The sequence below is a fragment of the Ovoidimarina sediminis genome (genome assembly GCF_032586175.1).
GTDB classification, from domain to species: domain Bacteria; phylum Pseudomonadota; class Alphaproteobacteria; order Rhodobacterales; family Rhodobacteraceae; genus Ovoidimarina; species Ovoidimarina sediminis.
Window position 1 is genome coordinate 42,201 of record NZ_JAWHTE010000027.1, and the last position, 13,444, is coordinate 55,644.

Annotated in this window: 16 protein-coding genes; 8 read left to right on the forward strand and 8 right to left on the reverse strand. The window is 65.0% G+C overall.

What is annotated here, in order from left to right:
- The first annotated feature begins 1 nt into the window (after position 1).
- The 5 genes from RXV90_RS21745 (at position 2) to RXV90_RS21765 (ending at position 3,019) form a co-directional block, all read left to right on the forward strand.
- On the forward strand, positions 2-472 hold the full coding sequence (locus RXV90_RS21745; protein WP_316651764.1) for an HPr kinase/phosphorylase: 471 nt from the start codon (positions 2-4) through the stop codon (positions 470-472).
- A complete protein-coding gene (rapZ, locus tag RXV90_RS21750) occupies positions 469-1,347 on the forward strand; it encodes an RNase adapter RapZ (RefSeq protein WP_316651766.1) in 879 nt (292 codons plus the stop codon). The genes RXV90_RS21745 and rapZ overlap by 4 nt, the downstream gene beginning before the upstream one ends.
- 22 nt (positions 1,348-1,369) lie before the next feature.
- A complete protein-coding gene (locus tag RXV90_RS21755; RefSeq protein ID WP_316651793.1) occupies positions 1,370-1,762 on the forward strand; it encodes a PTS sugar transporter subunit IIA in 393 nt (130 codons plus the stop codon).
- A 4-nt stretch (positions 1,763-1,766) separates the two neighbouring features.
- Positions 1,767-2,045, forward strand: coding sequence for an HPr family phosphocarrier protein (locus RXV90_RS21760; protein WP_316651768.1), 279 nt, complete (start codon positions 1,767-1,769; stop codon positions 2,043-2,045).
- A 110-nt stretch (positions 2,046-2,155) separates the two neighbouring features.
- Positions 2,156-3,019, forward strand: a complete 864-nt coding sequence (locus RXV90_RS21765; RefSeq protein ID WP_316651795.1) for a lysophospholipid acyltransferase family protein — start codon at positions 2,156-2,158, stop codon at positions 3,017-3,019.
- Between the two features lie 7 nt (positions 3,020-3,026).
- On the opposite strand, the gene RXV90_RS21770 is transcribed toward RXV90_RS21765, so the two are convergent.
- On the reverse strand, positions 3,027-3,902 hold the full coding sequence (locus RXV90_RS21770) for a 3-hydroxybutyryl-CoA dehydrogenase (protein WP_316651770.1): 876 nt from the start codon (positions 3,900-3,902) through the stop codon (positions 3,027-3,029).
- 148 nt (positions 3,903-4,050) lie between these two features.
- Here RXV90_RS21770 and RXV90_RS21775 point away from each other — a divergent pair, with 148 nt between their 5' ends.
- Positions 4,051-4,872 (forward strand): DUF6473 family protein, encoded by an 822-nt coding sequence (locus RXV90_RS21775; protein WP_316651772.1) that lies wholly within the window; start codon positions 4,051-4,053, stop codon positions 4,870-4,872.
- A 62-nt stretch (positions 4,873-4,934) separates the two neighbouring features.
- Here RXV90_RS21775 and RXV90_RS21780 read toward each other — a convergent pair whose 3' ends face one another.
- The 7 genes from RXV90_RS21780 to RXV90_RS21810 all read right to left on the reverse strand — a co-directional run bounded on the left by RXV90_RS21780 (position 4,935) and on the right by RXV90_RS21810 (position 10,124).
- Positions 4,935-5,861, reverse strand: coding sequence for an electron transfer flavoprotein subunit alpha/FixB family protein (locus tag RXV90_RS21780; RefSeq protein ID WP_316651774.1), 927 nt, complete (start codon positions 5,859-5,861; stop codon positions 4,935-4,937).
- Positions 5,861-6,622, reverse strand: coding sequence for an electron transfer flavoprotein subunit beta/FixA family protein (locus RXV90_RS21785; protein WP_316651777.1), 762 nt, complete (start codon positions 6,620-6,622; stop codon positions 5,861-5,863). Before RXV90_RS21785 ends, RXV90_RS21780 begins: the two co-directional genes overlap by 1 nt.
- A gap of 186 nt (positions 6,623-6,808) precedes the next feature.
- Positions 6,809-7,480, reverse strand: coding sequence for a PAQR family membrane homeostasis protein TrhA (trhA, locus tag RXV90_RS21790; RefSeq protein WP_316651779.1), 672 nt, complete (start codon positions 7,478-7,480; stop codon positions 6,809-6,811).
- Positions 7,481-7,645: 165 nt separating this feature from the next.
- Positions 7,646-8,218 (reverse strand): cob(I)yrinic acid a,c-diamide adenosyltransferase, encoded by a 573-nt coding sequence (locus RXV90_RS21795; RefSeq protein WP_316651782.1) that lies wholly within the window; start codon positions 8,216-8,218, stop codon positions 7,646-7,648.
- A 7-nt stretch (positions 8,219-8,225) separates the two neighbouring features.
- A complete protein-coding gene (locus tag RXV90_RS21800; protein ID WP_316651784.1) occupies positions 8,226-8,432 on the reverse strand; it encodes a twin transmembrane helix small protein in 207 nt (68 codons plus the stop codon).
- 62 nt (positions 8,433-8,494) lie between these two features.
- Complete coding sequence (locus RXV90_RS21805; RefSeq protein WP_316651786.1) at positions 8,495-9,331, reverse strand: SDR family NAD(P)-dependent oxidoreductase; 837 nt, start codon at positions 9,329-9,331, stop codon at positions 8,495-8,497.
- A gap of 73 nt (positions 9,332-9,404) precedes the next feature.
- Positions 9,405-10,124, reverse strand: a complete 720-nt coding sequence (locus RXV90_RS21810; protein ID WP_316651787.1) for an SH3 domain-containing protein — start codon at positions 10,122-10,124, stop codon at positions 9,405-9,407.
- A 129-nt stretch (positions 10,125-10,253) separates the two neighbouring features.
- On the opposite strand from RXV90_RS21810, the gene RXV90_RS21815 reads away from it, so the two are divergent.
- Positions 10,254-12,614: a DNA topoisomerase IV subunit A gene (locus tag RXV90_RS21815; RefSeq protein ID WP_316651789.1), complete on the forward strand. Its 2,361-nt coding sequence runs from the start codon at positions 10,254-10,256 to the stop codon at positions 12,612-12,614.
- A 4-nt stretch (positions 12,615-12,618) separates the two neighbouring features.
- Positions 12,619-13,269 (forward strand): hypothetical protein, encoded by a 651-nt coding sequence (locus RXV90_RS21820; protein WP_316651791.1) that lies wholly within the window; start codon positions 12,619-12,621, stop codon positions 13,267-13,269.
- Positions 13,270-13,444: the final 175 nt, after the last annotated feature.

Genomic DNA, 13,444 nt, shown 5'->3' on the forward strand with positions numbered 1-13,444 from the left:
GATGGGTCGGACGTGCGAGCCCCCCAGTAACCTCGACGCCTGTGCCGATGACGGCGGTATTGCGCATGCCACGACGGTGAGCGTGGACGGCCGCGCCATGCTGATCGCGGGTGTGTCCGGCAGCGGGAAGTCGACCCTTGCCCTTCAGATGATTGCCCTCGGTGCGGGGCTTGTATCGGACGACCGGACGATCCTGACACCATCGCCCGAGGGGCCGCCCCTGGCCTCGGCCCCGCCCGCCATTGCGGGGATGATAGAGGCGCGGGGGATCGGCATTCTGAAGCTGCCGGAGGCGGGCCCCGCCCGGGTGGCGGCCGTGGTCGATCTTGACCGGACCGAAACGGAGCGGGTACCCGAGGCCCGCCGGATCAGGCTCTGTGGCGCGGAAGTCCCATATCTTCACAAGGTGGAGACCGGGAGTTTCCCGGCGGCGCTTCTGGTTTATCTCCGGTCGGGAAGGCTTGAGCCATGACCCAGGACATCGCGTCGCCACCCCCCATCGTTCTCGTGACCGGCCCTTCCGGGGCGGGGCGCTCGACCGCGACCAGGGCGCTTGAGGATTTCGGGTTCGAGGCCATCGACAACATGCCCCTGTCGCTGGTGCCCCGGCTTCTTGACGGGCGGCCCGCGGCGGGGCCGCTGGCCCTTGGCCTCGACACGCGCAACCGCGATTTCGGGGTGCCCGAGCTTCTGGACGTGCTGGCGCGGCTTCGCGGGGACGGGACCTATAGCGCGAAGCTTCTTTACCTCGATTGCCGCCCGGATCAGCTGGTTCGAAGGTTTTCGGAAACCCGGCGCCGCCATCCATTCGCGCCCGAGATGCCGATCGCCACGGCGGTGGAGGAGGAGCGGGCGCTTTTGCGGCCCATCGCCGAGCAGGCGGATGTGCTGATCGACACGTCGGATCTGTCGCCCCATGAGCTTCGCGCGGCGCTGACGCGGTTCTTCGCACTGGAGGATGGACCGGGCCTGCAGATCACCGTGACGAGTTTTTCCTTCAAACGCGGGTTGCCGCAGGACCTCGACACCGTGTTCGACGTGCGGTTCCTGGCCAATCCACACTGGGACGAGGCCTTGCGTCCGCTGGACGGACGCGACCCGAAGGTGGCCGGTTTCGTCGAGGCGGATCCGAACTTCGCGGCCTTCTTCGCGCGGGTGACGGATCTTATTCTGTCGCTGCTTCCGGCCTACATCACCGAGGGAAAGACGAGCTTTACCATCGGGTTCGGGTGCACGGGCGGCCGTCACCGATCGGTTGCCGTTGCGGAAAAACTGGCCAAGACCCTTGCGGAAGCAGGATGGCGGGTGTCAATTCAGCACCGGGAGCAGGACAGGGGACGGTCCTGATGTTGCGGAAGGGGTGGCCGGGGTGATCGGCATCGTGATCGTGGCGCATGGGGGGCTGGCGAAGGAATATCGCGCCGCGGTCGAACATGTGGTGGGGCGGCAGCCCGGCATCGTCGCGATATCGATCGAGCCTGAAGACGACCGTACGCAGAAACAACTTGAGATCTGCGACGCCGCGGATGCCGTGGACGAAGGGGCCGGGGTGGTCGTCGTGACCGACATGTTCGGGGGCTCGCCCTCCAACCTGTCGCTTCTTGCGTGCCGCCCGCAGGACCGAAAAATCCTTTACGGCGCCAATCTTCCGATGCTGATCAAACTGGCGAAGAGCCGTCACAAACCGCTTGCGGCGGCCGTCGAGGCCGCTTTGGCCGCCGGGCGCAAGTATATCGACAGTTTCGATGGACCCGAGGACTGAACCCATGGGACACGGCACGCAGCGAACGCTTCAGATCGTCAACGAAAAGGGGCTTCACGCCCGCGCCTCGGCCCGGCTCGTCGAGGTCGTGGAGGAGTTCGACGCCTCTGCCGAGGTGTCGAAGGACGGAATCTCCGCCTCTGGCGACAGTATCATGGGGCTTTTGATGCTTGCCGCTTCCAAGGGCACGTCAATCACTATAGAAACAAGCGGACTGCAGGCGGAAGAGCTTGCCGATGCACTGGAAGCATTGGTGGCGAACCGTTTCGGTGAGGAAATGTAGGGCGCTGGTCGAAGGGAGGCCAACCGACCTTGGTGGACAGTACCGGACTTCGGACGGCGCATGTCAGGCGCGCCGGGCGCACTGCCGCAGAGCCGCAGCGTCAAACCCGCATGCTTCTGGGGCAGGGGGACGGCACGAATCTGTCGGATCAGCCCTATGACCGGCGGCGGCTTTCCTACGCCACGACCTTCGATCATCCGGCACAGCGGTTCGCCATCCAGGCGATGGAGCTTCTGACCGGCAAGGTAAGGCTTCTGCGGCTGATCCGGAAATTCGAGGCGATGGGCGTGCCCTATGGCCAGCCATTCTGGGCACAGGCGCTGGATGTCATGGGCATCACGCTGGAGACGCCGGACGACGAGATCGCGCGGATCCCGGCCACCGGCCCGCTGATCATCACCGCGAACCATCCGCACGGCCTGGTCGACGGGATGGTTCTGGGCGAACTCGTGGGGCGGGTGCGGACCGACTACAAGATCCTGACCCGGTCGCTTCTGACGGGCGTGGGCGAAATCGACGAATTCATGCTGCCGGTGCCGTTCGCGCATGAGGAAGATGCGCTGCAGCAGAACCTCGAGATGCGCAAGAAGGCGATGGCCCATCTGGGAGACGGGGGCGCGATCGTTCTGTTTCCGTCGGGCGTGGTGGCCTCGTCCGATACGTGGTTCGGCCCGGCGATCGAGCGGGAGTGGAACCCGTTCACCGCGAAGATGATCCACCGTTCCGGCGCGCAGGTGGTGCCGATCCGGTTCCCCGGCCGCAACAGCCGCGCCTACCAGATCGCGAACCAGGTGTCGGCGGTGCTGCGCCAGGGGCTTTTGCTGCACGAGGTGTGCCACGCGCTGAACCGGCCGCAGCGCCCCTTCGTCGGCCACCCGCTGACCGATGCCGAGATCCGGGCCTGGTCGGGCAACCCGCGCGGTTTCATGGCCTGGCTGAGAGAGCGGACGTTGGGCCTTCCCGACGAAGGCTGATCGGGCCTCAGCGGGTGGGAACCGGGGTTTCCCCGCGATAATCGTAGAACCCGCGCTGGGTTTTCCGGCCGAGCCAGCCGGCCTCGACGTATTTCGTGAGAAGCGGGCAGGGGCGGTATTTCGTATCGGCCAGCCCGTCATGAAGCACGTTCATGATCGCAAGGCAGGTGTCGAGCCCGATGAAATCGGCAAGTTCGAGCGGCCCCATCGGATGGTTGGTGCCCAGCTTCATCGCGCTGTCGATCGAGGAGACGGAGCCCACGCCTTCGTAAAGCGTATAGACCGCTTCGTTGATCATCGGCATCAGGATGCGGTTGACGATGAAGGCGGGAAAATCCTCGGCCGAAGCGGCCGTCTTGCCCAGCTTCTCAACCACTTCCTTCAGGGCCTTATAGGTCTCGTCATCCGTGGCGATGCCGCGGATCAGTTCCACGAGCTGCATCACCGGCACCGGATTCATGAAGTGAAAGCCCATGAATTTCTCGGGCCTGTCGGTGCGGCTGGCCAGCCGGGTGATCGAGATCGAAGAGGTGTTCGAGGTCAGGATCGTCTCGGGCTTCAGATGCGGCACCAGATCTTCGAAGATCGCAACCTTGACGGTTTCGCGTTCCGTCGCGGCCTCGATGATGAGGTCGGTCTTGCCCAGATCCGACAGCGTCATCGTCGTCGATATACGCTTCAGCGCCGCGTCCCTGGTGGCCTCGTCGATCTTTCCGCGGGCAAGCTGGCGGCCCAGATTGGCCTCGATCACCGCGCCGGCGTTTGCGAGGCTTTCGCGGCTGATATCGGTCATCAGGACATCATAGCCCGCAACGGCGAAGACATGGGCGATTCCGCTGCCCATCTGGCCCGCGCCGACCACACCGACCGACTGGATATCCATGGCGTTTCCTTCTTGTGATCCGGCGCGACTTTATGCACCGCGCCAGAGCGGGCGCAAGGGGCCGCACCGTCACAGGCGAAACTTAGGAGAATGGAAAGATTCTTCGTCCACAGTGAGAGCTGAGGGTAAGTGGATGAAGGGGGTCGTGATGGCGTTTTTGCGCCTGTCCGACGGGGCTTTGGACTATAGTCCATGCCAATACGGGACGTCGAAACTTCGCTTTCGTGGCCCGCGGGTGCCGCTGAGCCCGCCGTACTACGTTTGTCTGGGTGGAACCGTTACCTACGGCAAATTCATCGAACGGCCGTTCCCCGATCTTCTGGCCGGACGGCTTGAGCATGCGGTTGTGAACCTTGGCCGTGTCAATGCCGGGCTCGACACTTTCGTCGAGGATCCCACGGTACTTGAGCTTTGCCGGAACGCGAAGGGATGCATCGTCGAAGTGCCGGGCGCGCATATGCTGTCGAACCGGCTGTATTCGGTGCATTTGCGGCGGAACGACCGGGTGATTTCGTCGACCCAGCAACTCAGAACGCTGTATCCCGAGGCGGATCTGACCGAGATCCATTTCGTGCGGCACCTGCTTTGCGTTCTGCGCGAGATCGATGCGGTGCGCTTCGTGCAGGTCGTGGCCGAGCTTGAGGCGGCGTGGCTTGCGCGGATGCGGACGCTGATCGAGGGGGTCGATGTCCCCGTCACGCTTCTGTGGATCAGGCCGCGGCCCGATCAGGCGGAAATGCCGATCCCGACCGCGCCCGATCCGCTTTTCATCACCGAAAGCATGATCGACGACCTGCGCCCGGTCTTGGCCGGTGTGGTGACGGTGGAGCGCCCGCCGCGATCGGACATGCCAGCGCCGGGGATGATCTATGCCGATGTCGAACGGCTTGCCGCGTCCGAGCTTCCCGGGCCGGACGTGCACCGTCAGATCGCCGGGGTTCTTTCCCCCGCACTTGCCCCGGCGGTCTGAACGGAAGCGGGCCCGCCGGTGATCTGCCGGCGGGCCCGTTCATCGTTTCATTCTGTGAGGCGTCAGAGCTTTTCGATCATTTCGGGAACAGCCGCGAAGAGATCGGCCACGAGCCCGTAATCGGCGACCTGGAAGATCGGGGCCTCTTCATCCTTGTTGATCGCGACGATGACCTTCGAGTCCTTCATGCCCGCGAGATGCTGGATCGCGCCGGAGATGCCGACGGCCACATAAAGCTCGGGGGCCACGACCTTGCCGGTCTGCCCGACCTGCCAGTCGTTCGGGGCATAGCCGGAGTCGACCGCGGCGCGCGATGCGCCCACAGCGGCGCCAAGCTTGTCGGCCAGCTTTTCGATCAGGGCGAAATCCTCTTCCGAACCCACACCGCGGCCGCCCGAGACGACGATCCCCGCAGAGGTCAGTTCGGGCCGGTCGCTTTCGGCCACCTTGTCTTCGACCCATTCGCTCAGGCCCGGGTTTTCAGCCGCGGAGATGGTTTTGACGGGCGCGCTGCCCGAGGTGCCCGCAGCCTCGAAGGTCGACGTCCGGATCGAAACGACCTTGGTCGCATCCGAGGACTGCACCGTCTGGATCGCATTGCCGGCGTAGATCGGGCGTTCGAAGGTGTTGCCGTCGATGACGCCCGAGACATCGGAAATCACCATGACGTCGAGAAGCGCCGCGACGCGGGGCAGCACGTTCTTGGCGTCGGTGGTGGCGGGGGCGATCACATGCTCGTAATCGCCGGCGAGGGACGCGATGAGCGCCGCCGTCGGCTCTGCCAGCCGGTGGCCCAGCGAAGGATCTTCAGCGACGAGCACCCGTGCCACACCGTCGATCTTCGCGGCCGCTTCGCCTGCCGCGGCGGCGGAAGCGCCTGCGGCCAGCACGGTCACGTCCCCGAGCGCGGCAGCGGCCGTCACGGCCTTTGCGGTGGCGTCGAGGTTCAGCTCTCCATCGGAGACTTCGGCAAGAAGAAGGACAGCCATCAGATCACCCCCGCTTCGTCTTTGAGTTTGGTTACGAGTTCGTCGACCGACCCCACGATCACGCCGGCGGCGCGGGCGGCAGGTTCTTCGGTCTTCAGGATCTGAAGGCGCGGCGTGACGTCGACGCCGTAATCGGCGGGCGTCTTTTCGTCGAGCGGCTTCTTCTTCGCCTTCATGATGTTGGGAAGCGAGGCATAGCGCGGCTCGTTCAGCCGCAGATCGACGGTCACGATGGCGGGCATCTTGACCTTGATCGTCTGCAGGCCGCCATCGACCTCGCGTGTCACGTTGGCGCTGTCGCCGTCGATGTCGATTTTCGAGGCGAAGGTGGCCTGGGCCCAGCCGGTCAGCGCGGCAAGCATCTGGCCGGTGGCGTTCATGTCGTTGTCGATGGCCTGCTTGCCGGCGAGAACGAGGCCCGGCTGTTCCTCGTCGATCACGGCCTTCAGAAGCTTCGCGACCGCGAGGGGTTCGATATCGGTGTGCACGTCATCGGCGGCGACGATCAGGATCGCCCGATCCGCCCCCATGGCGAGCGCCGTGCGAAGGGTTTCCTGCGCCTGCTTCACGCCGATGGAAACGGCGATAACCTCTTCGGCCTTGCCCGCTTCGCGCAGACGGATCGCCTCTTCGACAGCGATTTCGTCGAATGGGTTCATCGACATCTTCACATTCGCCAGATCGACCCCGCTGCCATCCGCCTTCACGCGGACCTTCACGTTGTAGTCGATGACGCGCTTAACAGGCACCAGGACCTTCATGCATCATTCCCCTCGGTTCGGGCCGCCTCAATCGCGGCCGTTCATCTTCGATCGGCAGCGGTGTAGCCCGCTCCGAAGCCGGAAAACAGTGCAAAATCGACGCGCTTTGGCCCAAGGACGCCGCGTTACAAGTTTCCGGATCGTCCGGTTGTAACTATATGGTTACTTGTGGGGGGTGCAACCCGGCTAGGTGGCGGCGGTCATCATGCCGCTGCGGCGCACGAGTTCGACAAGAAGCGCGCTGTAGCAGACGGCCGTCGCGGCCAGCACGAAGACGTGCCAGATCGTGTTGTGGAAGGGCAGGCGTTCCCACAAGAGGAACGCGACGCCGGCAGTGTAGAGGCTGCCGCCAACGAGGAGGAGAATGAAGGCGGGCGTGCTGAGCTGGCCCAGGAAATCCGCGCCGCCGACGATCCCCGCCCAGCCGAGCCCGAGGTAGAGAGCGATCGAGGCGACGCGCACGCGGCCGCGCGCGAAAAGGATCATCGAGGCACCCGCGATGGCCATGCCCCAGATGCCGGCCAGAAGCCATCCGGCCTGCGCGCCGGTCAGCGCGATGAACGGCGTGTAGGTGCCTGCGATCTTGAGATAAATCGCCGACTGATCGATGCGCCGGAGCGTATCGTTCCAATCCTGCCGTGTGATCATGTTGTAAAGCGCGGAGCAGGTGAGCATGCCGACGAGGGAGACGGCATAGACGGCCATGGCCGTCACGATCCCGCTATCGCCGATCCAGACCGCGGCAAGGGTGACGAGGATCGGCGCCCCGATGAGGGCGAGGGCGATGCCGGAGACGTGGATGACCGCATCGGAGATGTATTCGGGGCGGGTGTAGACCGGGGGCACACGGGCGAGCATGGCAGACCTCGTCAATCGCTACGTTCACCCGATGCTACACCGTCGGGCGCGCGCTGCAAAACAGGGAAGGGTCACGTGAACGCGAGGTCATCCGCGCGGGGCCCTGCGGGTTTCAGCGGTTCGCCCTTCCGGGGGCCTGGTGTGCCACCGGCACCCCCGCCGCCTTCAGCGGTTCGCCCCCGGAATCCACAAAACATCGGCCTTGCCGTTGTCGTTTGCGATGCGAGCCGCGACGAAAAACCAGTCGGAGAGGCGATTGAGATATTTGACGGCAGAGGGGTTCACGGCTTCCATGGTGGCGAGTTCCACCGTCTCCCGCTCGGCCCGGCGCGACACCGTGCGGCAGAGGTGGAGATAGGCCGCGAGGGCCGATCCGCCGGGCAGGATGAAGGAGCGCAAGGGTTCGAGCCCCGCGTTCATTTCGTCGATCTCGGATTCGAGCCGCTTCACCTGTCCTTCCGTCATCCGGAGCGGGGGATATTCGGCTTCTGCATCAAGCTCCATATCCGGGCGGCAGAGATCGGCGCCGAGATCGAACAGGTCGTTCTGGATCATGGCAAGGCGTTCGTCGAGCGTGCCTTCGGCGTGAAGGCGGGCAAGCCCCAGCGTTGCGTTGGCTTCGTCGACCGTGCCGTAGGCGGTGACGCGCATCGAGTGCTTGGCCACGCGCGCGCCGTTTCCAAGCGCGGTTTCCCCGTCGTCGCCCGTCTTCGTGTAGATCTTGTTCAGTACAACCATGGCCCCGCTAACTCCCTGCGCCGCGCACGGCGACATAGATGAGAATCAGAACGACTGCCACCGCCTGTGCGATGATCCGCCAGCGCATCAGCCTGTTGGCGTTGCGGCGGTTGAATTCGCCGCCCTTCGCGAAGCCGCCGATGCCCGTCATCAGGATGGCGAGGACGGCGAGCGCGGCGATGATGACGACGACAAGCAGCGGATCGGACAGCATTCGATTTCTCCTTCACGGCCCCGGAACTTAGCGGGCGCGTCTCAAAGACAAGGGGTGCGCGGTCACTTGCCACGCCGGATGATCGTATCAAGCCCCCGGGTGGGCAGGATGCGTTTCAGCCCCCCCATTAGATAGGTGGGCGTCGTGACATAGTAACGGGGGCGGGGCCGGGGATGTTCCAGCGCATGGGCAAGCTTTGCCGTGACCGCGGAGGCGGGAAGTTCGAACGCATCCTTCCCGCCCGTGCTGTCGTAGAGGCGCTTCAGAAGGGTTTTTTCGTATTCCGCGGCACGGGGCGAGGCCTTCCAGTCGATCCAGCTTTCGAAATGGCCGACCGCGTTTTCGCGAATGCGCGAGGTGATCGGCCCCGGTTCGATCAGGATGACATGGATGCCTGTGCCGCTCATCTCGAGCCGGAGGACATCGCTGAGGCCCTCCAGCGCGTGTTTCGTCGCCACGTAGGCGCCGCGCCAGTAAAGCGGGATGAAGCCGAGGATGGAGGAGTTCTGAACGATCCGCCCGTGCCCCTGTTGGCGCATCACCGGGATGACGGCGCGCGTCAGACTGTGCCAGCCGAAGAGGTTGGCTTCGAAGATCGCGCGCAATCCGGCCGTTGGCAGATCTTCCACGGCGCCCGGCAGCGCATAGGCGCCGTTGTTGAAAAGCGCATCGAGCCGGCCGCCTGTCGCCGAAAGAACCTCGTCCAGCCCCGATCTGATCGTCGCTTCGTCGGTGTAGTCGATGCGGGGGCTTTCGAAGCCTTCCGCCGCGAGACGCGCGCAGTCTTCCGGCTTGCGGCAGCTTGCGAACACGCGCCAGCCGCGTTTTCGCATGCCATGGGCCGCGTCATAGCCGATGCCCGAAGAGCATCCGGTGATCAGAAGAGTGCGTTCCGCCATTGCCGATTGCCGCAGGGTTGCCTCGGGTCAGGGCCTAGGCAATCACGGCAGGGGCGGCAATGGGAAACTGGCCTCAGCCGTCGGCGGGCGCGAGGAAGCGCGCGGATATCCACGCCGTCGTGCCGTCGCGCGGTAGCTGGATCTCGATCCAGTCCGCCGCGGTATCGGACAGGGCGAGCACCTGGTCGTCACTGTCGAGCTGCGTGACGACGTCATGCTGCGTACCCGGGCCTGCGCGCAGGTTCACACGCTCCGCCGTAACGCGCCAGAAGAGCGTTTCGCCGGAGGTGGAGATCGAGGTGGTATCGTCCGGGGCAGGCGTGTCTGCGACCACCGCCGCAAGCGTGAGCGGCCGGGCACGGGGGCGCGGAGATTGCTCGGGCGTCAGAACGAGGGGCCCGGCCGGTGCCGCTTCGGCGGCAACCGTTTCCGCCTCGGGATCGGGTTTGGACAGTGCGGGTGCCGGTGCCGGTTCGGGCGCCGGGGCGGCGGCAAGGGGCGCCAGCGCGGCAAGCTCGAGCGGTTCGAGGCCGACCGTCCGAACCTGCTCGGGGGTCAGGGCGATGCCTTCCTCGCGCGCCATGCGGATCGCAGCGCCCCGGTTCAGCGCGATCTGAACCGCCTCGGCCTCGGTGATCCCGTCGATCGGCGCTGCGCCGGTGCCGAAGTTGCGTTTCATCTTCGCGATGAATTCGGATGTCTCCTGCGCCGATGCCGGGCCCGCCGGCAGAATCGCGCCGAGACATGCACCAATGAGCGCGGCTGCCGCCGCGTTCGCCGTCGATCGTATCATTCGCAGACCCCCAAGTTTGTCTGTGGCGTTACAATAGCACGGTTTCAACGCGGGGTACCGTCAAAGAGTTCATTTTAGCCGCCCATTGTCGCCTTGCCGGGGCCAATCCTGCGATCTACAAGATGTTGTATGAGCGATGCTGAAAATAACGCGGATCTGCCCCAGCCGACGGTTTCGGAACCGCTGCGCCGGGCGATCGGCGACAGATACCTGACCTACGCGCTGTCGACGATCATGCACCGTGCGCTGCCGGATGCGCGCGACGGGCTGAAACCGGTGCACCGGCGAATCCTTTACGTGATGAACCGGCTGAGGCTGTCGTCGACCGGGGGCTTCCTGAAATCGGCAAAGATTTCGGGCGACACGATGGGGGATTTCCACCCCCATGGCGACGGCGCGATTTATGATGCGATGGCGCGCCTCGCGCAGGATTTCACGATCCGCTATCCGCTTGTGGACGGGCAGGGCAATTTCGGGTCGATCGACGGGGATGCGCCGGCGGCCTCGCGCTATACCGAGGCGCGGATGACATCGGCGGCAGAGGCGCTTCTCGTCGGGCTTGAGGAGGATGCGGTCGATTTCCGCGACAACTACGACGGGCGCTTGCAGGAACCCGTCGTGTTGCCCGCGACCTTCCCGAACCTCCTGGCCAACGGGGCCTCGGGGATCGCGGTCGGCATGGCGACAAACATCCCCCCGCACAATATCGCGGAACTGATCGACGCCTGCCTGCACCTGATCAAGACGCCGGATGCGCGCGACGACACGCTTCTGAACTATGTGCCGGGACCGGATTTTCCGACCGGCGGCATCATCGTCGAGCCGCGCGACCAGATCGCGGAAGCCTATCGCACGGGCCGCGGCGCCTTCCGGTTGCGCGCCAAGTGGGAGGTCGAGGATCTGGGGCGTGGCCAGTGGCAGATCGTCGTCACCGAGATCCCCTACCAGGTGCAGAAATCGAAGCTGATCGAGAAGATCGCGGAGCTGATCCAGACCAAGAAGGTGCCGATCCTCACGGATGTGCGGGATGAAAGCGCCGATGACGTTCGGGTGATCCTCGAGCCGCGTTCGAAGAACGTCGATCCCGAGGTTCTTATGGGCATCCTGTTCCGGAACTCGGATCTCGAGACGCGGTTCTCGCTTAACATGAACGTGCTGATCGACGGGCGGACGCCGAAGGTCTGTTCGATGAAGGAGGTACTTCGGGCCTTCCTCGATCACCGTCGCGAGGTTCTCGGGCGCCGTTCGCGCCACCGGCTTGGCAAGATCGACCACCGGCTCGAGGTGCTTGAAGGGTTCATCACCGCGTTTCTGAACCTCGACAGGGTGATCGAGATCATCCGCTACGACGGGGAGCCGAAAGCCGCGCTGATGCGGCAGGACTGGTCGAAGGTGCCGCCGCGCGCGCTCGACGAGGCCGCCTATGTCTCGCCGCCGCCGGGCGAGGGCGAACTGACCGACGTGCAGGCCGAGGCGATCCTGAACATGCGCCTCAGGGCCTTGCGGCGGCTCGAGGAGATGGAGCTTCGGTCGGAATACGACGCGCTTCTGGCGGAGCGGGCGGAGCTTGAGGATCTTCTGGCCGATGAAGACCTGCAGTGGTCGAAGATCGCCGATCAACTTCGCGAAACAAAGAAGGAATTCGGCAAGGATCATCCGCGCGGCCACCGCCTGACGGCCTTCGCCGAGGCGACCGAGATCGAGGACGTGCCGATCGAGGCGATGATCGAGAAAGAGCCGATCACCGTCGTCTGTTCCGAGATGGGATGGATCCGTGCGATGAAGGGCCATATCGCGCTCGACCAGGAACTGAAGTTCCGGGATGGCGACAAGGGCCGGTTCATCTTCCACGCCGAAACGACCGACCGGATCCTTCTGTTCGGGGCGAACGGGCGGTTCTACACGCTGCGCGGTTCCGACCTGCCGGGCGGGCGCGGGATGGGGGAACCGGTGCGTCTTATGGTCGATCTGCCCAACGAGGCGGAGATCGTGACGCTGTTCGTCCACGTTCCGGGGCGCAAGCGCCTGATCGCGTCGACGGCGGGCGAAGGCTTTGTCGTGCCGGAGGACGAGATCCTGGCCCAGACGCGTTCGGGCAAGCAGGCGCTGAACCTCAAGGAGGATGCACGCGCGAAGGTCTGCCGCCCGGTGGAGGGCGATCATGTGGCCGTCGTCAGCGAGAACGCGAACCTCCTGTGCTTCCCGACGGCGGAACTGCCGGAGATGACGCGGGGCAAGGGCGTGCGGTTCCAGCGCTACAAGCGCGTGCACAACCGGCAGGGGCAGCTCGAGATCGATGGCGGGCTTGCCGATGCGATCACCTTCGATCTGGCACGTGGCCTGACCTGGCCGATGGGCGGCGGGCGCACCCGGCACGAACCCGACATGAGCCCCTGGGTGATGGGCCGGGGCGGGATCGGGCGGAAGCCGCCGCATGGCTTCCCCAAACCCCCTGGCTTCGGCGATCTGCCGGCCCGGGACGAAGGCTGAGCCGATGGTCAGGCGCGGTTTTCTTGCATGCGCCCTTTGTCTGGCGCTCGTGGCCTGCGGGGCGCGGCCCGAAGTCGATCCGTCGCCCGACCCGATCGGGGATTTCCGGCTTGGCTTCAACATCGTGGTGGCGAACGACATCACGAAGAGCCCCGGATCGCGGGATGCCACCGAAGAGGAGCTGACGGGCGCGCTGCGCGCGGCGATGGAAGAACGGCTTGGCCCCTATGACGGCGACGGGCTCTACCATATCGGGCTCAGGATCGAGGCCTATTCGCTGGGCCGTGCCGGGGTGCCGATCGTCTATGCGCCGCGATCGGTCTTCCTGATCGCGATGAACGTCTGGGACGACGCGACCCAGGAAAAGCTGACCGAAGAGGCGATCCGCATCACTGCCTTCGATAGCGCCGCGGGGCCGCTCGTGGGCGGGGGGATCGTGCGCAGCCGCGAAGACCAGATCGAAGGCCTGGCGTACAACGCCGCCCGGGAAGTCGAGAAGATCCTGACCCAGAATGCTGACACCTGGTTCGCGCCCAAGGCAGGCCGGACGCGCACGCCATTCGAGCGCGATCCCGCCACCGGGGTGGCGCGGGTGACCCCGGAGGACGAGGCCGGTGACACGTCGGCGACGGAGACGGCACCGGCGCTCAACTGAGCCTTGAAATCCGGCCGTCGAATCAGTAACTCCGCCGCGATACGAACCGGGCCCATGTCCCCCACGGGCGGGCCCCCCAAGAGACGAGGCCAGACGCCCCATGGCGAAGGAAAAGTTTGAACGCAACAAACCGCATGTGAACATCGGCACGATCGGCCATGTTGACCACGGCAAG